This is a genomic window from Faecalibacillus intestinalis (genome assembly GCF_015097455.1).
In the GTDB taxonomy this organism is placed as follows: domain Bacteria; phylum Bacillota_I; class Bacilli_A; order Erysipelotrichales; family Coprobacillaceae; genus Faecalibacillus; species Faecalibacillus intestinalis.
Map to the genome: position 1 here is coordinate 1,864,543 of NZ_AP024085.1, position 22,881 is coordinate 1,887,423.

Here is a 22,881-nt window from a genome sequence, read left to right on the forward strand (position 1 = left end):
ACTTATTTTAAGAAAATTTAATGAACATGATTTAAAAAGCATTTTATGACATCTTTTCTGACAAGGAAGTTAATCTTTATCTTCCTTGGTTTCCTGTAAAGAATTTAAAAGAAGCAAAAGACTTTTATCAAGAAAGATACGCTTCTATTTATCAAAAAGGAACAAAGATATGCTTACGCTATTTGTTTAAAAGAAAATAATCTTCCTATTGATTATGTCAATATTGATTTGGATGATAGTCATGATTTAGGTTATGGTTTAAAAAAAGAATATTGGCATCAAGGAATTGTTAGTGAAGCCGTTGAAGCTGTTATTCAACAAGCAAAAAAGGATAATCTTTGTTATTTGACTGCAACCCATGATATTAAAAATATTCATAGTGGAAATGTCATGAAAAAGGTTGGTATGCATTATTGTTATTCTTATAAGGAACAATGGATGCCTAAAAACAGACCTGTTATTTTTAGAATGTATCAAATAAACCTTGATGGAAAGAACGGATTTATCAAAAATATTGGAATCAATATGAACATTTTATTGAAGAAAACATATAAAGGACAAGTTATTTAAAACCTGTCCTTTTCCCTATATAACAATTAACTTGTTGATAATATTGAAGGTATTGTTCTTTGAATTCTTGTTTTAAAAAAGGCTCTTCAACATATTTAATTTGAAGATGAAACATCATCATTGCAAGCAATGAAATAATCAATAAAATTGTATTAAAAAACATTAAACACATTCCTAGATAAACAAGATCAAAACCTAAAAAGGCTGGATTACGACTAATTTGGTAAATACCATTTGTAATCAAATCTGTTTTTTCTTCATAGCTCACTCCTGCACGCCAACTATCTTTCATTGTTAAAACAGAAGCAATAAAAACAATATCTCCTATGATTCCTAAAAATATTCCCATGATGCGAATTATCAATGGAAAAGTCGTTGTATTTAAATAAATACTTAGTATTTCTATGATAAAAGTAGCTATCGTTGCTCCTTTCATCATTATTTCTATCTTCTTTTGAATTCCTTGTTTTCCTTTTCCCATATGATCTGTTTGAATTCCTTGTTTTCTTTGTTGAAACATCTTTATAAAATAACAAAGATAAAAGACAAGCAAAATCATATATCCTACTATTTGCATCTTAATTCCTTCTTCTACTTATTAAATCTATAATGATCATCACGACACCATATAAAACACCAGCTATTGCCCAAATAATCCAACTATATTGTATTTGTCCATTACCATTTTCACCAAAAGTATAATAAAGAAAAATAGCAGTAACAACAAGCCAATAGATGGTACTGATTTTAGATTTTAAAATGTTATTCTTTTTTTGTTTAGGGGTATAATCCCCTGTTTGTAGAATCTTATCTAAAGCATTTTGATAAGTTCCTGCTAAAACAAGAAAAAAACAACCAATACTTACAAACAATAAAAGAAAACAAACAGCAATACTTTCTAAAAATTCATAATTTAAAAAGATAAAAATAGGTAAAACTGATAAAATACATAGAGCAATGCCTAGAATTTGATAACGGTGATAGTGATCTTGATAAGCTTCTTTTTCTTTAACTGCGTATTCTTTTACACTATTTTCAAGAGAAAAATCTTCTTTTTCTAAAAAATCATATTTTTTAACTTTAAAAGCACATAAACAAAATAAGATAACTGCTATCGTTATACAAATAATTAAAAAACTAAGACCTATACTTATTGCTAAATTTTCTGCCATATGAAATCGTTGGTACTGACATAGCGTTGTAAAACCAATTAATGGAATAGGTGAAATCACACATAAAAAGGTTGCAAAGGCAATTTTTAAAGATGATTGTTTTCTAATCTTTAAATATTCTTGTACTTGTGTCAAAGATAAATAAATTCCTGTTTGAATGTTCCCTTCATTTTCCTGATCTAATAATAGATAATCTGTCGTTACATGAAAGAGTTGGCTAAGTTGAATAATTTTATCGGTATCAGGCATCGATTGACCTGACTCCCATTTTGAAACAGCTTGTCTTGAGATTTGAAGATGGTTAGCCAATTCTTCTTGTGACCACCCTTCTTTTTTTCTTAACATCATTATTTTTTCTGATAAATTCATAACTTCCCTCCTGTTTCTATCTTAGAACAATTATTCAAAAAGTACTACCAACTCTACTTTTCGTTTTGTCAACTATCAGTTGACATTTAGATATTTGTTTTAAAAAAGCTTATAATTCCTACAACAATTAATAAAACAAAGGCAAAATAAAGCAAACCACATGAGACCATCACCATTAAAGTAATCGGCAATAAAATAATCGTTAAAACAAATTTTGAAAGTCCCCAAGCTGCCTTTAAGCCAAAGAAAAATAATTTTCCAAAAATGTAAAACATCAAAATCATAAATAAAAAATAGAACATTTTAATCTCCTCTTATCCTAAAAAAACATCCATTAACATCATGATCACAAAACCACTCAAAACACCAAAAGTTCCGACATGACTATGTTTACCAAGTTGTGCTTCTGGAATTAATTCTTCTACTACAACATACATCATCGCTCCTGCAGCAAAAGATAAACAAATAGGTAATATTGTTTGCATAATATGAATTGTAAAACCAGCAATAACTCCTGCAATGGGTTCAACAATTCCTGAAAGACTTCCATAAACAAAAGCCTTTGTACGTGACATTCCTTCCTGTTTTAAAGGAAGAGAAATAGCTGCTCCTTCAGGTAAGTTTTGAAGTCCAATTCCAAGAGCTAAAGCAAGTGCAGAAGCAAATGTAATACTTGAATTACTTGCAGCAATCGCAAAAGTCAAACCTACCGCAAATCCTTCAGGAATATTATGTAAAGTGACTGCTAAAACAAGCATCGTATTTTTCCCCAACATACTTTTAGGTCCTTCCGGCTTGTCTTCATTTAAGTGTTGATGAGGAATCACATGATCTAAAAAAAGCAAGAATAAGGCTCCAATGATAAATCCTCCACCTAAAATAAGGGCACTATTTTGACCATTGGCTTCCGCCATTTCCATGGAAGGAATCAATAAAGACCAAACAGAGGCCGCAATCATAATTCCTGCCGCAAATCCTAAAAAAAGTTGTTGATAAAAATCTTTGATTTCATCTTTAAAGAAAAAAACCAACGCACTTCCTAAAGTAGTCATTAAAAATGTAAATAAGGTTCCAAGTAATGGATAAAGTATTGTATTCATAAATCCTCCTTCTTCTTTTATTATAAAGATTTTGAATATTTTGCATAATGATATGCTAAAATAATTATGTTTTTGTTATAATAAGGACAAATGGAGGAATTTTATGAAAGATGGATATATAAGAGTTGCCAGTGCATCAATTGATACACTTATTGGCAATGTTAAACATAATGCTAATGAAATTAAAAAGGTCTTAAAAGAAACAAGAGAAAAGAAAGCACAAGTGGTTGTTTTTCCTGAACTTGTTTTAAGTGGTTATACTTTAGAAGATTTATTTTTACAAAATCGTCTTTTAAATGAATGTCTTGTTCAATTAGAAGAAATTATGCATGATACAAAAGGACACCAACAAATTGTCGTTATTGGTTTACCTTTTCATTATCAAAATAATTTATATAATGTATCTGCTGTTTTATATGATGGAAATATTTTAGGAATTGTTCCTAAATATCATATTCCAAATTATAATGAATATTACGAAGGCAGACGTTTTACACCTTGTTTTGAAGATAATATTGAAATTGAGCTTTTTGGACAAATTGTTTTATTTGGTCGTAAAGTAGTTTTTGCTTGTCAAAATTTACCAAGTTTTACATTAGGTGTAGAAATTTGTGAAGATTTATGGCTTCCAAATGCGCCAAGTAATGAACTTGCTTTAAATGGAGCAACGGTCATTTGCAATACATCTGCCAGCAATGAATTAACTGCTAAAAAAGATTATCGAAGAAACCTTGTTTCAATGCAATCAGCAAAACTTGTTTCTGGTTATATCTATAGTAATGCAGGAAGTGGAGAAAGTACAACCGATGTAGTTTTCTCTGGGCATCATTTAATTTGTGAAAATGGAACGATTATTAATGAAAGTACTGGTTTTGATGCTGAAGTGATTTATGGTGATTTAGATGTTGAAAAACTTATTAGTGAAAGAAGAAAGATGACAACTTATCAATCTCATCATGAATATGACTATGTTTACTTTGATATGGATTTGATTGATATTGAAACAAATCATTATTATGATCCTCATCCTTTTGTTCCAAGTAATCCTGCACTTCGTGAATTACGTTGTAAAGAAGTCTTTGAAATTCAAACAAGAGGTTTAATGCAAAGATTAAAAGCTACTCATATAAATAAAGTCGTAATTGGTATTTCAGGTGGCTTAGATTCAACACTTGCACTCCTTGTTTGTGTCATGGCATTTGAAAAATTAGGTTATGATAAAAAGAATATTTATGCAATTACCATGCCTTGTTTTGGAACAACATCACGTACAAAAAATAACGCTTTAGGTCTCATGGAAGAACTTGGAGTGACAAGTCAAACTGTCAATATTGCTGAAGTTGTAAGAATGCAATTTAAAAATATTGATCAAGATGAAAATGTACATGATGTTACTTATGAAAATGTTCAAGCCCGTGAACGTACTGAAATCTTAATGAATAAAGCAAATCAAATTGGTGGACTTGTCATTGGAACAGGTGATTTAAGCGAAGTTGCTTTAGGTTGGTCAACTTATAATGGTGATCATATGTCCATGTACGCTGTCAATGTTTCAGTTCCTAAAACACTTGTACGCTACCTTGTAGACTATGTTTCTTCTCTTTATAAAGGTCAAGTTCTTGAAACAATTTTACAAGATGTTTTAGATACACCTGTATCTCCTGAACTTCTTCCTCAAGAAGATGACAAAATTGTTCAAAAGACAGAAGATATTGTTGGTCCTTATGAACTTCATGATTTCTTTATTTATCATATGGTACGTTTTGGTGATGAACCTCGTAAACTTTATAAAAAGACAAAACTTGCCTTCAAAGATAAATATGATAAAGATACAATTAAAAAATGGTTACGTTTATTCTACTGGCGTTTCTTTAGTCAACAATTTAAACGTAGTTGTATCCCCGATGGTCCAAAAGTTGGATCTGTCGCTTTATCCCCACGTGGTGATTGGCGTATGCCAAGTGATGCCAATGTTCAAATATGGCTTGATGAAGTAGAAAAAATTTAGAACTGCTTGCAGTTCTTTTTTTATTAACTCCTTATTTTATCCTTTTAATAATAGTTTTCACTAAATATTTAAATCCATCTATGATAAAATAAAGCAAGAGGTGACATTATGCATATTTATAACTCAAATCACTACAGTTCAACAATAAAACAAATCATAAATGATTGTTTACACTCTGCAAAAGAAAATCCTTTTGCTATTCATTACGTCATTGTTGATGATCCTAAATATTACGAAGAAATTTTCTTAAAACATACAGATACCATTTTTAATATTGAACTCATGACATTATCGTCGTTTTATCAAAAGCTTCTACAAATATATCATCAAGATTTTAGAAAAAAGACAGATATTCAAAATCTTTTAGAAATTATTAAAATGAATAAAGAAGATACCTCTTCTTTATTTCATTTAAGCGCTAATCATGTTTTAACAGCTAATCAAATATTAGATATTTTTAAAAATTTCTATCTTTATAATATTCAAGAAACAACAAAAGAGTTACCAAATTTATCAAAAGAAAAAATTAAAACACTTTTCAATTTATATCATCAATTTGATCAAACTCATTTTTTAGAACATGATCTTATTTATTCACTTATTGATGAAAAGTGCCACAATTATTATTATTTTCTAACAAATCAAATAACAATTCCTAAAAATCAAGCACTTATTCAAAAGCTTGATCAATATGGTCATGTTTTTATTTATCAAGATACAAAAGAAAATGAAATTCTTGATTATACAGGTTACGTCACAAATCATTTATTTGATTCATCACATACAAAAAGTGACTTTGAACATCCTTATCAAATCTTAAAAGCATCAACGATTCAAGAAGAAGTCAAACAAATTATTTTTGATATTAATACATTACTTAAAGAAAATGCTTTACGTGATTTTGTGATTTATTACCCAAATGATGATTATTATCGTCATCTTTGTCGTATTTTAGATCAATTTAACCTTGCATATAATCGAAAAGAAACAATCACTAATCAAGCTTTTCAAGTCGTTAATATGCTTTTACAATATTGCCTAAGTAAAGATGAAACCTATCTTTTAGATGCAATCAGTTCTTTATATTTATTAAATTTTCAAGATCATCAATATGTATCTTATTTAAAAAATTTATATACTTTACAAGGTTTTATTGATGATGAAAGTTATCTAGCATTAAAAAAAGCAGTTTTAAAGATTCAAGGTCATGATTTATCATCCTATTCTTTATCTTTGATTGATTTTATTGAACACTCTTTTTGTAAAAATGAACTTGTTTATGCTTTACTTTCAAGTTTAAAACTTGAAGGAACTGAACCTCTTTCTTTAAAAGAATATTTAAGTTTACTTCAAGAAATGTTTTCTAAAAAAACACATTCTCTTAAAGAAAGCTATGACAGTCTTTATTTACTTAATTACAATCAACCTTACAGTGAACTCTTACAAACAAAATATGTTTATTGTTTAGGTTTAAATGAAACAATTATTCCTCAAGAATTTAAAAATACCAATTTACTTTTAAATCAAGAAGCACTTGCATTAAAGTATCCTACAACCTATGATACACTAAATAAACATCAAAATACTTTAAGACATCTTTTTTCTTGTCATCATCAAAAAATCATTTTAAGTTATGCATTAAGAGATTTAAATGGTGGAGATTTGGTTGTTTCATCGATTATTCAAAAATTAACGAAATTATTTACGATACCAACTTTTAAAAAACATATACTTATTCATCCTTCATTAAAAGAAGATTATTATTTAAAAGGACATCAAGATGATTCATTATCTGTTTTAAATCATCATCTATTGGTTTACAAACAATCCCATCATCAAGTATTACCAATGCATATCAATCATCAACATAATCCTCTTTCCGCAAGTAAATTAGAGGTCTATAACCAATGCCCTTATAAATACTATCTACAATATATATTAAAAGTAGATTCTATAAATAATTCTTTAATACAAAGTAATGAAATCGGTACTTTAGTTCATTATGTTTTAGAAAAAAATCATCATTATTTCAATAACTATCAAGCTAAAAACTTTGATTCCTTAAAAGAAGATATTCATTTAAGTATTCAAAACTATTTAAAGACTCATATGTTAAAGAAATATACTTTGAAAAAAAATCAATTCTTTTTAAGACTGATTGAAGATGATTTATATAATACAATTATTGTTCTAGCAAAACAGATGCAACATGGTTTATTTGAACTCTCTGCTTGTGAAGAAAGAGTTTATGATAAGATCCAAGATATTGAACTTAAAGGTTTTATTGATCGTGTAGATTTATATCAAAATTATTTAAAAGTCATTGATTATAAATCTTCGAATAAAGAATTGAATTTAGAACTAGCACGTTTAGGATTTAATATGCAAATGTTGATTTATTTAGAAATGTTATCAAAGAATAAAAACTATGATAAAGGCGCTGTTTTGTATTTTAATACAAAGAAAAGGATATTAAAAAGTGAGATTTCTATTTTAGAAAAACAAGATCCTGAAAATTTTTTTAAACTTTATAAAATGGACGGCTATAGTGTAGATGACACTTATTTAGAAATTGATCATGAAATAGAACAAGAAAGTGATATTATCAAGATCAAACTTAAAAAAGATGGTAGTCCTTATAGTAACGCTAAAATTATTTCTCATGATGAATTAGATACCCTTTTACAAGAAATCACTTTACACATTCAAAGTCTTTACCAACAAATGATTACTGGAGATATTCGTATTTATCCAACACGTAGTGATAATCCAAACATTGATATGCATATTAATCCTTGTCGTTTTTGTCATTATAAAGCCATTTGTAATTATGATATTTTTTATAATGAAGATCATCAAATTGAATTAGGAGGTCAAAATGAAGAAAGATAAAAGTTTAAATGATGAACAAAATCTCGCTGTTTATAGTCGTGGAAGTTCTATTCTAGTTTCAGCACCTGCTGGTTCTGGAAAAACAAAAATTCTTGTTAATCGTATGATGTCTTTAATTGAAGATGATCATGTAAGTGTAGATTCTTTACTTGTTTTAACTTTTACAAAAGCAGCTGCTTTAGAAATGAAACAAAGACTCGTAGAAAGTTTAAATAAAAGAATTCATGTTGTTGATGATTCTTTAAAAGTACATTTAGAAAAACAAAAGATATTATTAAATGATGCTTATATTACAAATTTCCATTCTTTTTGTAGTGATTTATTAAGTCAATATGGCTATACAATTCATTTGGATTCTAAATTTGAAATTCTTGAAAATCCTACTTTAATTAAAGAAAATATTTTAAATCAATGTCTTGAAAAATGGGTTCAAGAAAAAGAATTTTATGATTTTTATCAAGAAAATTATACTGGTTATCAATTTAATTCTTTTAAAGAAATTCTTTTTCAATTAGATAATTTATCACATACTGTATATCATTTTGATGATTATTTAGATCAAGTGAAAATAAAACTTTATGATCGTGTCATCAACGATCAAACAATTGAAGATACGCCTTTTGAAAAACCATTAAAAAAATTATTACACGAAGCTTTTCAAGAAGCCTATGATAGTTATTTAAAGCTTGAAGATTATTGTCAAACATATGGTTTAGGTTTTTACTTTGAAGAAACAAAGAAATTACCTGCACCACATACTGTTTTAGAAAATTATTTTCAAAATTTAAAAGAATGTATTAATCAAGGAAAATATTTTTCAATGGGTATAGAAATTGAAAAACATCGTGCGGCTAGTTATAAAGATGTTGATGATTCAATCAAAGAAACATATAAATCCTTATTAGATCAAACTAAAAACACTTTTAGTAAAGCTTATCAAAAATGTATGCCTTCTTCGATTGAAGAATTAAGTGAGGTTTTAAAAGTTTCTTATCGCCATTTAGAAATCTATTTAAAATATCTTAAAGAATTTCAAAAAAAATACCAAGCTTATAAAAAATCTCTTTCTTATTTAGATTTTAATGACCTTGAACAATATACCCTTCAATTATTAAGTGAAAATCAAGGAGTTGCTCAAACTCTTTATCAACAATTTCATGAAATTATGATTGACGAATACCAAGATACAAATGAAATTCAAGAAAATTTGATTTTATTAATTTCTCGTTTTCAAGAACCTGAAATTAATCGTTTTATGGTTGGGGATATGAAACAATCGATTTATCGTTTTAGAAAAGCAGATTTAGATATTTTTAATGAAAAATATCTCACTTATGGTCTTGAAGATAATAATCAAAGAATCGATTTAAAATTCAATTATCGTTCAAATAAAATTGTTTTAGATAGTATTAACTATATCTTTAATGCGATTATGGATCGTCGTTATGGTGGTTTGGAATACGACAATGATCCTCATGCCCAACTAAATTACGACTTTTTACGAAAAGAAAAATGTGATACTGATGAAAAATTACAAAAAGCCATGTTACGTTACGATCAAGAAAAACGTTTCGATAGTGAAATCATGCTGGTTTTAAAACCCGAAGATGAAACAGTGGATATGATTGAATATGAAGCAAAAATGATTGGTAAAAAAATTCATGAGATGGTTGGTCATCTTGAACTTGATTTTTATACTGGAAATCGTTTAGCAAAGTATCAAGATGTTGTTGTTTTGATGAGAAATGTTGCTAATTTTATAACTTATAAAAAGGTCTTTGATGCTATTTCTATTCCTAATTTAATTGTTCTTACTAAAGGATTTTTTGAAAGTAATGAAATTTTAGATTGTGTTTACTTTTTAAAAGCATTAGATAATTGTTTAGATGATTTGGCACTTATTTCATTGCTTAAAGGAAATTATAAAAAAACACGCTTTGATGAAAACTGGCTTTACCTTCATAAAATAGAAAATACATCTATATATGAATCTTTAAAACAAGCAGCCGATCAAGAAGCGATTGATTTTTTAAACTATTATCATGAAATGCAAGAATTTGCTAGAAATCATCCAGTATATGAAGTTTTAGAAAAATTTATTAAAGAAAACGAATATGATCTATTTATCAGTTCTCTATATAATGGTAAACAACGCTATGCCAATGTTCAACTTTTAATTGAAATGTTGAAAGCAGATGAAGGTCTTTCTTTATATCAAATCGTTCATAAATTTGAACAAACAATGACTTTAGGAATTGATTATAAACCTGCTACTCTTTCAAGTGATGGTGATGCTGTTACTTTTATGACGATCCATCAATCAAAGGGACTTGAATTTCCTATCGTAATCGTTAATCAAATGAACCATCAATTTAATTTTTCTGATGGAAAAGCACCTTTAATTCAAGATAAAAATTTAGGAATCATTTTAAATCCTCATCAAAAACAAGATTTAGGTGATTTTCAAAATGTCCTTATTGAATATCCACATCCTTTACGTGGTATCTTTTCAACAGTTCTTGATAATGAAACCATTAATGAAGAAATGCGTATTCTTTATGTAGCTCTTACAAGAGCATCTCAAAAGTTGGTTTTAACGGGTGGTTTAAAAGAGATTAATATGATTGAAAAATGGCAAAAGCAAGTCATTGATTACGCGCTGGATGCTTCATGTCATCTTTTACCTGCAACGATTCGTAAATCAAATCAAATGTTGAATTGGATCATGCTTGCTTTAATACGTCATCCTGATTTTATTCAACAATGTATTGATTTATCATTATTTGATGAAAAAATTAAAAATTATTATGATTTGGATCAAGTAAAAAATAACGCTTTACAATTAAAACTTTATCAAGAAAACAAGATGCAACTTAATACATGTCATTCTAAATTTCATACATCAATTATTGATGTTCATACAATTGATGAATATATCTATCCAACAAGTCAAATAGAAAATAATGATCGAGAACTTTATTTAAAAAATAGTCAATTTAATTATCAAAACAAAGCACCTTTTGATAAAACAGTAGCAGTTACTTCTATTATTGATGATGGAAATCGTTTTTTTGAAAGAGATGATGAAGAAAATGAATCATCAATGAAAGCAACTGATCGAGGAACTCTTGTTCATTTATTTTTAGAATTGTATCCTTTAGATAAAGAATTAAATTTTGAAGAATGTTTTCAAAATATTATACAAAGATCTTTATTTAATGAAGAAGCGCGAACTCTTTTAAATCAATATAAGGTTCATTTAGAAAGCTTTATTGAAAGTGATATTTATCAATTGATGTTAAAAAGTTCATATTGTTATAAAGAAAAAGAATTTTCATTTTTAAATGAAAATAAACAAATTATTCATGGTATTTTTGACGTTTTATGTATTAACGAAGATAAAATAACAATCATTGATTATAAGACAGATACATTAGCTAAAAATAGTTCTGATGAACTCTTAAAAGAACTTCATCAAGGTCAAATGTATTATTATAAAAAGATTATGAAGCAAATGTTTCCAAATAAAGAAGTGGAAGCTATTGTTTATTATTTACACATTCATCGTTATGTTACACTTTAGGAGGTTTCTATGAAAATATTAATTGCAAGTGATTCTTATAAAGGAAGTTTATCTTCTTTAGAAATATCTAAAAGTATTCAAAAAGGATTTAAAGAAGTTTTTGAAGATGTTTCTTTTAAAACGCTATCAATGGCTGATGGAGGAGAAGGAACAACACAAGCTATTGTTGAATCCTTAAATGGTCAATATATAACAATTGACTGTCATAATGCCTTGCAAGAGCTTATTCAAGCAAGCTATGGTATCACTAGTCAAGGAGCTATTATTGAAATGGCAAGTGCTTCTGGACTGCCTCTTGTTAAAGAAAAGAAAATTAGAGAAGCAAATACAAAAGGAACTGGTGAACTTATTAAAGATGCACTAGATCGTCATTGTCAAAAAATCTATCTTGGAATTGGTGGTTCAGCTACCAATGATGGTGGGATTGGAATGGCTCATCATTTAGGAATTCGTTTTTTAGATAAAAATCACCAAGTTTTAGAACCTATTCCTGAAAACTTACCTTTCATTGAAGATATTGATACTCATCAACTTGATTCTCGAATAAAAGATACACAAATCATCGTCATGTGTGATGTAACAAATCCACTTTGTGGTAAAACAGGTGCCAGTACTATCTATGGCCCTCAAAAAGGAGCTAATGAAAAGGATATTCAATTTTTAGATCAAGGATTAAAACATCTTGTAGAAATATGTATTAAAAAAGGCTATCAAGATTATAGTGAAGAAACTGGTTCTGGAGCTGCTGGTGGTTTGGGATTTGGTTTAATGACGTTTTTAAATGCTAAACTACAAAGTGGAATTGAAACTGTTTTAGATGTTGTTCATTTTGATGAATACGTCAAAGATTGTGATCTTGTTATTAGCGGTGAAGGACGTATTGATCATCAATCAATGTATGGAAAAGTACCTACTGGAGTGAGTCAAAGAGCAAAAAAATATGGTGTTGACACAGTTTGTATTGTTGGCTCTATTGGAGAAAATGTTGGTGATATTTATAATTGTATTACAACGATTGAAAGTTGTATCGATCATTGTTGTCCTTTAGAAGAAGCTTTAGAAAATGCAGGTGAAAATGTTTATAAAGCTGCTTTTAGGCTTGCAAGAAGTATCCAATTAGGACAAAAGATGCGTCACTAAACGCATCTTTTTTGTTTCATAAAATTCCAAAAAGCAACTCCAATGATAATTATATAACCGATTACACTATAAACATCAGGTACTTGATTTAATAAGAAAAATCCAAGTAGAGCTGCAAAAATAACTTGTGTATAATCATAAATCGATATTTCTTTAGCAGGTGCATATGTATAAGCATTCGTAATTGAAAATTGTCCTCCTGTTGCCATTAATCCTGCCATGAGTAAACAACCAATTTGTTGAAGTGTCATAGGTTGAAAATGAAAAATTAAATAAGGTACAACAGATAAACATGAAAATAATGAGAAAAAGAAAACAATTTTTGCTCCAGCAACACCTTGTTGTCCTAATTTTCTAACACAGGTATAAGCAATCCCTGCTCCCATCGCTCCTAAAACTCCAATAAACGAATTGATATTACTTACAAAATGAATAGAAGGTTTAATTACAAATAAACTTCCTATAAAAGCAATCATAACTGTTACTTTTTGAATCGTATTTGCTTTTTCTTTTAAAAATAATGAAGAAAAGATAATAACGAAAAATGGTGATAACTTATTAAGCATAGATGCATCACTTACTAATAAATGATCTACTGCATAAAAATTACATAAGATACCTAACGTTCCAAAAGTAGAACGTAAAAGCAACATCGGTATATCCTTCTTTTGATAGGTAAAACCTTCTTTACTTTTAATTAGAATAATAAATGCAAAAAGTGCTGCAATTAAATTACGAAAAAAACTTTTTTGAATAGATGATAAATCACCTGATAACTTAACAAAAACATTCATACTTGCAAAAAAGAATGCTGCCATTATAATAAATAACATTCCCTTTTTTGTATCGTTCATAAAATACCCCCTTAAAACAAAAGAATAAGGACACTGTCCTTATTCAGTAATTTTAACAACTTGATGTGCTTGAAGACCACGATTTCCTTCAACTAATTCAAACTCAACCTTTTGTCCAGGATCAATTGTTTTAAATCCTTCTTGAACAAGTTGTGAATAGTGGAAGAAAATATCTCTTTCTTCACCTTCCATGTTGATAAATCCAAAACCTTTATCTTTGTTAAAATTCTTTACAATACCAATAGCCATGAACACTTCTTCTCCTTCTTTTTTATCTACTTAATATTCTACATCATATTGCTTATCTAGACAACTACATTATTCTAAAATTAAAACATTTTTCACCAATTTTTTTTCTACAAGTTCTTCTATTAAATCTGTTGGTGAAATAATACGATATTTAAAAACTTGTGTTTGTTTAGAAAAAGTGATATTCATTTTTTTTAATGAACAAACCACCAGCTCACTACAATATAATTCTTGATCACTTGATAAATCCATTTGATAATCATAAGGATAATTTAAATAATCTAAAGCATTTTTCAAAAAATCTTTAATAAAAGTATTCTCTTTTAAAAAACGAAAACATGTCATGGCTTTTAAATAAGACTCATTTTTTAAATTAGCCATTTGATCAAAGGTACGTATCTGTACACCTCCAACATTTGCATCTAAAACAAGTATTTCCTTTTGCGTTTTATACATCTTCACGATTTTTTCATAATATGGAAAAGAAGTATCCAAAAGTTCTTGAACTTGTTTTAAACTTCCTAAATAGATAAGTGTATGTTTCCACCTACCAGGAATCGCAATATTTGAAATATAATGACTATTTTCAATATTAATAATATCCCCACATTGCAACTTTGAAAAATTTTCTGAAACCTCTTCATAACTAAAATTTTCCTTTTGAGTTGATACCTCGATATCTTTTTTTTGTGTACATCCCACAAGACATAAACATAATATCAAAGCATATATTCTATACACATCATCACCTAGATCATACTTAAACTTACTCTTTTTTTATTTAAATCAACATCTATGACATTGACTTCTACAATATCCCCTATACTTAAAACATCTAATGGATGTTTAATTCTTTGTTTTGACATTTTTGATATATGCACTAAACCATCATTTTTTAAGCCAATATCCACAAAAGCTCCAAAATCAACAACATTTCTAACAGTTCCTTCTAAAACCATTCCTGGTTTTAGGTCTTCTATATGAAGAATATCTTTTTTTAAAAGTGGTGTTTGATATTGATCTCTAATTGAACGATTTGGTTTAATTAAACAATCAATAATATCATCTAATGTATATTGGTCAATTTTTAAAGTTTCTATAACTTCTTTTTTATTAATTTTTAATAATTTATCTTTAAGTTTCACTGTTCCTAAATCAGCTAATGATAATTGACATAAATTTAATAAATCTAAAGTTTGTTGATAATTTTCAGGATGAATAGCAGTAGCATCTAATGAATGATCACCATCTAAGATACGTAAAAAACCTATTGCTTGTGTATATGTTTTGGCTCCTAATTTTTTTACATTTTTTATTTCATTTCGATTATGAAATTTACCATGTTCATTTCGATATAAAACAATTTGTTGTGCTACACCAGCATTTAATCCTGCAACATATTTAAGTAATGACTTAGAAGCTGTATTGATATCAACACCTACATTGTTTACTGTTTTTTCAACAACGAAAGCCAATTGTTCTTCTAAATCTTTTTCAGGAATATCATGTTGATATTGTCCAACTGAAATTGCTTTGGGTTCAATTTTAACAAGTTCAGCAAGTGGATCTTGTAAACGTCTTGCAATTGATACTGCAGATCTTTCTTCTACATGATAATCTGGAAATTCTTCTTTAGCAATTTGACTCGCTGAATAAACAGAAGCACCTGCTTCAGAAATAATAGCAAATTCTACATTCAAATGATGTTCTTGAATAAGTTTGGCAATAAAGGCTTCTGATTCTCTTGAAGCAGTTCCATTTCCAATAGCAATAATTTCAATTTTATATTTTGAAATAATATCTAATAAAGTTTTAATATCTTTATCATAATTATCTTTAGGTAAAGTAATAAAGACTTTATCAATGTGTAAGACTTTACCCGTTTGATCAACAACTGCTAATTTACATCCTGTTCGATAAGCAGGATCAACACCTAAGACCATTTTATTTTTTAATGGTGCTTGTAATAAAAGATTTTCTAAATTGACTGAAAAGACTTTTAATGCTTGTTCATTAGCTTTTTCTGTTAATTCTTTTCTTATTTCTCTTTCAATAGAAGGGAATAATAATCTTTGATAACTGTCTTCTACTGCTTTTTGAATATATGGTAAAAGATTTGTTTCTCTGTTTTTTGTAACACCTCTTGTAATGTATTGTAAATAATAATCTTTATCTCCTTCTATATTTACATTGATTACTTTTTCTTTTTCAGCTCGATTGATTGCTAAAATACGATGTGATACTAAAGTTTTTACTTTTTCTTGATAGTTATAATACATTTCATAAACTTTATTTTCATCATCATGTTTTTTCTTTTCACTTGTTTTTAAAATACCACCTTTATATAGCATATCTTTTAAAAACTTACGATATTTAATATCATCAGCAATATCTTCAGCAATAATATCTAAAGCTCCTTGAATGGCATCTTCTACATTTAAAACATCATCATTTAAATATTTTTTAGCTTCTACTAAAATATCTCCTTTATTTAAAGCTAAGATCCATTTAGCTAAAGGTTCTAATCCTTTTGCTTTAGCGGCTGTTGCTTTTGTTTTTCTTTTTTCTTTATAAGGACGATAAAGATCTTCAACTTCGCTTAATTGTGTAGCTTTTAAAATATCTGTTTTTAATTTTTCATTTAACATTCCTTTTTCATCAATTAAACGAATAACATCTTCTTTTCTTTTTAATAAATTCACTTGATATTGATAATATTTATCAATTATACGTATTTGATCTTCATCTAAAGCACCCGTCTTTTCTTTTCGATAACGTGCTATAAAAGGAACTGTATTACCTTCTTCTAATAAAGATAACACTGCTTCAATTTGATGTACTCTTACATTTAATTCTTCACTAATTGTTTTAATAATTTCTTGATTCATATAAACCTCTTTAAATACTTGTATATTCTTTTAACGTATAGATAATATCTTGGTAAATTTCATCACATAAATAATCTTTTAATTCATCAATTGAACACCATTTATAATCCGTATGTTCAAAAGAAATAGAAACATGATCATCATCTGTAGATGCTAAATAACCAATACCTACTGTTTGATAATCCTTTCTTATTTTGGTAAAAGTATATGCTGGTTTAACAACATCGATCGTTAAACCCGTTTCTTCTTTCAATTCTCTTTTTAAAGCTTCATTCGGTGTTTCCCCATATTCTAAACCGCCCCCAGGAAGCTCCCAATATCCTAGTCCATCACTAGATGGTCTAACTCTTTTCATTAATAATACTTTTTGTTTAAAAACAACAATTCCTTTTACTGTAATATGAAATCTTATATTTTCCATTGATATTTCCCCCTATACTGTCTTTATCATAACATTATTTTATCAAATGTGTTTAAAAATTATTATGAAAAATGTATAATATATGCTGAGGTGATTTTAATATGATTAACTTTAAAGAAGAAGTCGAAAAAAGAAAGGAACAGCTTATTCAAGACATTGAAACATTATGCGCAATCCCTTCCGTTTATAATGAAAAAACAATTAGTGAAAACCAACCTTATGGAAGTGAATGTAGACAAGCTCTTGATGCTATGTTAGCAATTGGAAAAAGAGATGGTTTTGTTGTACATGATGAAAATGGTTATGCTGGACATATAGATATTGGTGATCAAGAAGAAAGTTTTGGTATTTTAGGTCATTTGGATGTTGTTCCTGTTGATTCAAGAGGATGGAACAGCGATCCATTTAAAGTGGTTCAAGCTAATGGTAAACTTTATGGTAGAGGTGTTGCTGATGATAAAGGACCTTTACTTGCTGGATATTATGCTGCTAAAATCATTCATGATTTAGATTTACCTGTTAAAAAGAAAATTCGTGTTATTTTTGGTTGTGATGAAGAACGTGGATCTTCTTGCGTTGAACATTACTTTACTAAGAATCCATATCCATCTATGGGATTTACTCCTGATGCTGAATTCCCTGTTGTTTATGGTGAAAAAGGAATTGTTCATTTCCATATAACAGGAAATGTAAAAAAAGATGGATTGATTGCAATGGTAGCTGGTGATCGTGTAAATATTGTTCCTGGTGAATGTGAAGCAATTATCGAAGGGAATCATAAACAATATGAAGAATCATTTAAACAATTTTTAAGTGATCATCATGTAACTGGTATCATTGAAGAAGAAGGAAATTGTACAAAGCTTGTCTTAAAAGGAAAAAGCGCACATGCTTCTTTACCAGAAGAAGGAATTAATGCTGTAAGTTTACTTGCAACTTATTTAGATACTGTTATTAATAATAAACTTGTACATTTTATTGCAACGTATTTAAATGATTATTATGGAAAAGGTTTACAAATTAATCATGAAGGATTAATGGGTAAATTAACAATGAATTTAGGTGTTGTCAAATATGTTAAAGAAGATGCTGATATTGAATTAGACTTACGTTGTCCTCATGAAATTGATTTAAAGAAAATGTGTGATAGTGTAAAAGAATTATGTCAGTCTCTTGGATTAAATTTAGAAAGTGATATTCATGAACCACTTTATATAGATCCAAACAGTGAACTTGTTCAAAAACTTCATAAAGCTTATGTTGAAGTTTCAGATGATACAGAAAGTCAACCACAAGCAATTGGGGGAGGAACTTATGCTAAATCAATGCCAAATTGTGTAGCTTTTGGATGTGAATTCAAAGATGAAGATAACGCAATTCATGGTAACAATGAAAACATAAAGATTGACTCATTATTAAAATCAACAGAAATCTTTGCTAAAGCAATTTATGATTTAATTAAAGAATAGAAATTTCTATTCTTTTTTTATACAAAAAAACTTATCTTTAAAGATAAGCTTATCAACTCTATGGTGCGGCCGACCGGACTTGAACCGGCACGACATAAGCCATAGGTCCCTCAAACCTACGTGTATACCAATTTCACCACGGCCGCATCTAACATATTTAATTTACCACATTTTGAAGATAAAAACAAGACGACTATTTGTTAGTCGTCTTCATTTTTAATAAATCATCTAAGTTATATGGTGTATTTTGATATACATAATAGTTAAGCCAATTTGAAAATAATAAATAGGCATGACTACGCCACTTAACTAAGATTTCATCATTGACATCATCATTTTTATAATAGTTTTTAGGCATTACACAATCCCCACCTTTAGCTAAATCACGATGATATTCCTTATCTAATGTATCTGGATCATATTCTGGATGTCCTGTAACAAAAAATCTTGACCCGTCCTTTTCTGCTACCAAATAAACACCCGCATCGTTTGAAGAAGCTAAAATATCTAATGAATAAATTTTTTCAATATCTTCTTTTTTAACAGAAGTATATCTTGAATGGGGTGCATAAAATTGATAATCAAAACCTCTTAGAATTCTTCTTCTCATCTTTTCTGGATTTGTATGATGATGATAAACACCTGTTAATTTTTCTTTCAATTGATATTTTTCAACACCATAATAATAATATAAAGATGCTTGAGAAGCCCAACAAATAAAGAATGAAGAAAAGACATTTGTATTGGCCCAATCAAAAATCTTTGTAAGTTCATCCCAATAATCTACATCCTCAAATTTTAATTTTTCAACAGGAGCACCTGTTACAATTAAACCATCATACTTATTATCTTTAATTTCATTAAAGGTTTTATAAAATTCCATTAAATGTTCTTGTGGTGTATTTTTAGAATTATGACTTTCCATACATAACCAATCTACTTCAATTTGTAAAGGTGTATTAGAAAGCAATCTTAATAGCTGTGTTTCTGTCACGATTTTAGTTGGCATAATATTAACAATAATTAATTTTAATGGACGAATTCTTTGTGATAAAGCTCTTGTTTCATCCATAACAAAGATATTTTCTTCTTTTAATATTTTACTTGCTGGTAAATAATTTGGTATTTTTATTGGCATATGTAACTTCCTCTCTATGAAAATGAAATAAATTCATTGAATATTTTTAATATATAAGCATCTGACATTCCTGATAAATAATCTATAATACTTTTAGCCATTGCATTTTTATCGTGTTCAAAATCATAAATAATATGATTTTGATATAATGGATTTCTATTAAAATACTTCATTTGACTATACTTTTCTAACCAATGCATATATCCTTGAATAGTTACAGGATATTTTTTTTGATCTTTCTTTAAAGCTTCTAAAACATTTATTTGTTTATCATTTGCTATCTTATCATATTTATATAAAAATTGAAAAATAGAATTTAAAATAAGTTGTACATAATTTGTGTGGACTTCTATACGATCAATTAGATAAATATTTTGATAATTGAATTTCATAATATACTTCATGACTTCAAAAGCTTCATCTGATAAGCATATTCCTTTCTCTATAGAAGAATTTTGACAAACATCTAATATAAAATAATTAACAATTGTTCCATTATTAATAGCATCAAAATGAGAGTTTGTTAATTGATTTAGATGATTTCTTAAATCTTCTACAAGCTGTTCATCAATAATATTTAATCGTAAAGCATCTTCAATATCCCTAGCAAGATAAGCAATTTTATCTGACATTTTAACAACACAGCCTTCCCAAGTATAAGGATTGTATTGCCCAGGATATAAATAATCTTTTAAATCAATAGATTCATTCCTTTTAATAATTGCTTTTTGATTCATTTCTCCACAATGAGAAATAATTCCATCTCTTACAGCATACGTTAAATTTAAATTTCTACGAACATGATGATCATCTTCCAAAGTTTCAATTTGATCTACAAAATATAAACTATTTTTTTCATGCCAAAAATCTTGTAGACCATGTTCTTTAGAAATCTGATTAATGATCTTTTCTCCACCATGTCCAAAAGGTGCATGTCCTAAATCATGTCCAACAGCAATTGCTCTTGTAAGTTCTGTATTTAATCCTAAATAATGAGCAATGGTATAACTTACTGAATCTACAAGATTTACATGCTCACTTCTTGTACAAACATGATCATCTTCAACTGCAAAAAAAACTTGTGTCTTATGTTTCAATCTACGATAAGCAAGAGAAAAAATAATACGATTATAATCTCTAGAAAAAGGACTTCTTAAATCATTTTTTCTTTGATAAAGTGCTTCATTTCTTGAAATTGCTTGTTGATATTGAGGATGATTTTCATACATTGCTTCTTTTAAAAAACTATTTTTTGACATTTTTTATACCTCGCTTTTTTATTATATAAAAATTAAAAAAAAAGATAAAGAAAAAGATTATCTTTCGATAATCTTTTAGAATTTTAAGAATCTTCTCATTGAAACAAAACTTCCAATTAAACCTACTCCAGCACCTAAGCCAGCTAAAATAAATGAGAAATCTCTAATAAATGGCATTGGGGCTTTTAATACAAGCATTGATGACATTAATGAACCACCTGTATAGTTATATAACGCTCCATAACCATAAACAAGAACAAGAATTGGAATAATTGCTCCAAACAATCCAATGAGCATACCTTCTAACATAAATGGAATACGAATGTACCAGTTACTTGCTCCAACCATTCTCATAATTGAAATTTCAGTAGATCTTGCTGTAATTGTAATTTTAATTGTATTAGATATCATGAATAAGGCGACAATAACTAAACCAACAATAAAAACTGATCCAGCTTTTTGTATTGTATTCAATGTTGTGACCATACTTTGTGTAGAATCACCACCATAATTAACAGAATTCACATTAGGAATATCTTGAATTTTTTTAGCTAAACTTGCAAGTTTTGTTGGATCTTTTGCTTCTACTTCATAAGCAGAACCTAAAGGATTATCTTCACGATAAGACTCAAATAACTCCTTACCATCTTTACCTTGTTTATCGATAAGTTTATTCAACTCTTCATCTTTTGATGAATATGTAACAGATTCAACACCTTTAAGTTTTTTGATTTGATTTCCTACTTCTTTTTCAGCATTTTCATCAATCGATCTTTCTAATTTAACATAAATACGCACACCATCTTCAATATTTGCTGAAATATCTTGAACATTAAGTGCTAAAACACTAATAACACCAATAAGTAATAAAGTAATTGTTACAGCAAAAATTGAAGAAAAAGACATTGCACCATTTCTCCATAAATTAACCAATGATTCTTTAAAATGTTTTGGTAAATTTTTTATACAACTTATTAATTCTTTCATTATAAATCATATCCTCCTAAAGATGTATCAGCATTAATGCAACCATCTTCCATTAAAATTGTACGCTTTTTATGTTCTTGTACAATCTTTTGATCGTGAGTTACAACTAACACAGTTGTCCCTTGTTCTTCATTAATACGCATTAATACATTAATAATTTCTTTTGAAGTTTCTGGATCCAAGTTTCCTGTTGGTTCATCAGCAATTAAAACTTTTGGACGATTTACAATTGCTCTAGCAATTGCAACTCTTTGTTGTTGACCACCTGATAATTCATGAGGGAAAGCATTGACCTTATCTTCCAAACCAACAAGCTCTAATGTTGCTCTTACACGTCTTCTAATTTCTACACGTGGTGTATCAATAACTTCTAAGGCATAGGCAACATTTTCAAAAACTGTTTTTTTAGGTAATAATCTAAAATTTTGAAAAACAACACCTATATTTCTTCTAAAATAAGGTACTTTACTATTTTTAATTTTAGAAACATCTTGTCCTACAACTTCAACTTTTCCTGAAGTTGGTTTTTCTTCACGATATAATAACTTAATAAAAGTAGATTTTCCTGCACCAGTTGTACCGATAACATATACAAATTCTCCAGGTTCAATTGTAAGATTTACATCATTAAGTGCTCTTACTCCTGTTTTATAAATTTTTGTAACATTTGTTAGTTTTATCATTTCTATTCAGCTCCCAGGAGTATTATAGCACAATTTGTAAGTTTTGTTTGAATATTGAGTCTATTAATTATGTTTTTTCATGTTATAATATGTTTATTG

General features: G+C 28.1%; 19 protein-coding genes and 1 tRNA gene. 6 read left to right on the forward strand and 14 right to left on the reverse strand.

Annotation, left to right across the window (positions count from 1 at the left end):
- Positions 1–207 precede the first annotated feature (207 nt).
- Entirely contained in the window at positions 208–570 is a 363-nt protein-coding gene (locus tag Fi14EGH31_RS15390; RefSeq protein ID WP_234697861.1) for a GNAT family N-acetyltransferase, read from the forward strand.
- Here the strand turns inward: Fi14EGH31_RS15390 and Fi14EGH31_RS10105 are convergent.
- The 4 genes from Fi14EGH31_RS10105 to Fi14EGH31_RS10120 form a co-directional block, all read right to left on the reverse strand.
- A complete protein-coding gene (locus Fi14EGH31_RS10105) occupies positions 563–1,147 on the reverse strand; it encodes a methyltransferase family protein (protein ID WP_022002889.1) in 585 nt (194 codons plus the stop codon). The genes Fi14EGH31_RS15390 and Fi14EGH31_RS10105 overlap by 8 nt on opposite strands.
- 1 nt (position 1,148) lies before the next feature.
- Positions 1,149–2,111 carry a helix-turn-helix domain-containing protein gene (locus tag Fi14EGH31_RS10110; protein ID WP_117782425.1) on the reverse strand — a complete coding sequence of 321 codons (963 nt, stop codon included), beginning with the start codon at positions 2,109–2,111 and terminating at the stop codon, positions 1,149–1,151.
- An 86-nt stretch (positions 2,112–2,197) separates the two neighbouring features.
- A complete protein-coding gene (locus Fi14EGH31_RS10115; protein ID WP_022002891.1) occupies positions 2,198–2,413 on the reverse strand; it encodes a hypothetical protein in 216 nt (71 codons plus the stop codon).
- 12 nt (positions 2,414–2,425) lie between these two features.
- Positions 2,426–3,211 carry a ZIP family metal transporter gene (locus Fi14EGH31_RS10120; RefSeq protein WP_022002892.1) on the reverse strand — a complete coding sequence of 262 codons (786 nt, stop codon included), beginning with the start codon at positions 3,209–3,211 and terminating at the stop codon, positions 2,426–2,428.
- Positions 3,212–3,314: 103 nt separating this feature from the next.
- Here Fi14EGH31_RS10120 and Fi14EGH31_RS10125 point away from each other — a divergent pair, with 103 nt between their 5' ends.
- The 4 genes from Fi14EGH31_RS10125 (at position 3,315) to Fi14EGH31_RS10140 (ending at position 12,834) form a co-directional block, all read left to right on the forward strand.
- The gene (locus Fi14EGH31_RS10125) at positions 3,315–5,219 is read left to right on the forward strand and encodes an NAD(+) synthase (RefSeq protein WP_117849611.1); all 1,905 of its coding nucleotides are present in this window, start codon (positions 3,315–3,317) and stop codon (positions 5,217–5,219) included.
- A 108-nt stretch (positions 5,220–5,327) separates the two neighbouring features.
- Positions 5,328–8,111, forward strand: coding sequence for a PD-(D/E)XK nuclease family protein (locus Fi14EGH31_RS10130; RefSeq protein ID WP_200764771.1), 2,784 nt, complete (start codon positions 5,328–5,330; stop codon positions 8,109–8,111).
- Entirely contained in the window at positions 8,098–11,694 is a 3,597-nt protein-coding gene (locus Fi14EGH31_RS10135) for a UvrD-helicase domain-containing protein (RefSeq protein ID WP_200764772.1), read from the forward strand. The genes Fi14EGH31_RS10130 and Fi14EGH31_RS10135 overlap by 14 nt, the downstream gene beginning before the upstream one ends.
- 9 nt (positions 11,695–11,703) lie before the next feature.
- Positions 11,704–12,834 carry a glycerate kinase family protein gene (locus Fi14EGH31_RS10140; protein WP_200764773.1) on the forward strand — a complete coding sequence of 377 codons (1,131 nt, stop codon included), beginning with the start codon at positions 11,704–11,706 and terminating at the stop codon, positions 12,832–12,834.
- Here the strand turns inward: Fi14EGH31_RS10140 and Fi14EGH31_RS10145 are convergent.
- The 5 genes from Fi14EGH31_RS10145 to Fi14EGH31_RS10165 form a co-directional block, all read right to left on the reverse strand.
- Positions 12,831–13,688 (reverse strand): DMT family transporter, encoded by an 858-nt coding sequence (locus Fi14EGH31_RS10145; RefSeq protein WP_117480224.1) that lies wholly within the window; start codon positions 13,686–13,688, stop codon positions 12,831–12,833. The two genes, Fi14EGH31_RS10140 and Fi14EGH31_RS10145, sit on opposite strands and share 4 nt — an antisense overlap.
- Positions 13,689–13,727: 39 nt before the next feature.
- The gene (locus tag Fi14EGH31_RS10150; RefSeq protein ID WP_200764774.1) at positions 13,728–13,937 is read right to left on the reverse strand and encodes a cold-shock protein; all 210 of its coding nucleotides are present in this window, start codon (positions 13,935–13,937) and stop codon (positions 13,728–13,730) included.
- 69 nt (positions 13,938–14,006) lie between these two features.
- The gene (locus Fi14EGH31_RS10155) at positions 14,007–14,678 is read right to left on the reverse strand and encodes a YiiX/YebB-like N1pC/P60 family cysteine hydrolase (protein WP_117346644.1); all 672 of its coding nucleotides are present in this window, start codon (positions 14,676–14,678) and stop codon (positions 14,007–14,009) included.
- Between the two features lie 8 nt (positions 14,679–14,686).
- Positions 14,687–16,825, reverse strand: coding sequence for a Tex family protein (locus Fi14EGH31_RS10160; protein WP_200764775.1), 2,139 nt, complete (start codon positions 16,823–16,825; stop codon positions 14,687–14,689).
- 10 nt (positions 16,826–16,835) lie between these two features.
- Positions 16,836–17,246: an NUDIX hydrolase gene (locus tag Fi14EGH31_RS10165; RefSeq protein WP_022002901.1), complete on the reverse strand. Its 411-nt coding sequence runs from the start codon at positions 17,244–17,246 to the stop codon at positions 16,836–16,838.
- Between the two features lie 101 nt (positions 17,247–17,347).
- Between Fi14EGH31_RS10165 and pepV the strand changes: the two genes are divergently transcribed.
- Positions 17,348–18,715: a dipeptidase PepV gene (gene pepV, locus Fi14EGH31_RS10170; protein ID WP_200764776.1), complete on the forward strand. Its 1,368-nt coding sequence runs from the start codon at positions 17,348–17,350 to the stop codon at positions 18,713–18,715.
- Between the two features lie 61 nt (positions 18,716–18,776).
- Here the strand turns inward: pepV and Fi14EGH31_RS10175 are convergent.
- From Fi14EGH31_RS10175 to ftsE, 5 genes are all read right to left on the reverse strand, one after another.
- Positions 18,777–18,861: transfer RNA gene (locus tag Fi14EGH31_RS10175), tRNA-Leu, on the reverse strand.
- A 47-nt stretch (positions 18,862–18,908) separates the two neighbouring features.
- On the reverse strand, positions 18,909–19,853 hold the full coding sequence (gene metA, locus Fi14EGH31_RS10180) for a homoserine O-acetyltransferase MetA (protein WP_200764777.1): 945 nt from the start codon (positions 19,851–19,853) through the stop codon (positions 18,909–18,911).
- Between the two features lie 14 nt (positions 19,854–19,867).
- Entirely contained in the window at positions 19,868–21,112 is a 1,245-nt protein-coding gene (locus Fi14EGH31_RS10185; RefSeq protein ID WP_107028900.1) for a deoxyguanosinetriphosphate triphosphohydrolase family protein, read from the reverse strand.
- Between the two features lie 75 nt (positions 21,113–21,187).
- Positions 21,188–22,099, reverse strand: a complete 912-nt coding sequence (gene ftsX, locus Fi14EGH31_RS10190) for a permease-like cell division protein FtsX (protein ID WP_107028899.1) — start codon at positions 22,097–22,099, stop codon at positions 21,188–21,190.
- The gene (gene ftsE / locus Fi14EGH31_RS10195; protein WP_022002906.1) at positions 22,099–22,782 is read right to left on the reverse strand and encodes a cell division ATP-binding protein FtsE; all 684 of its coding nucleotides are present in this window, start codon (positions 22,780–22,782) and stop codon (positions 22,099–22,101) included. Before ftsE ends, ftsX begins: the two co-directional genes overlap by 1 nt.
- Between the last annotated feature and the right edge of the window lie 99 nt (positions 22,783–22,881).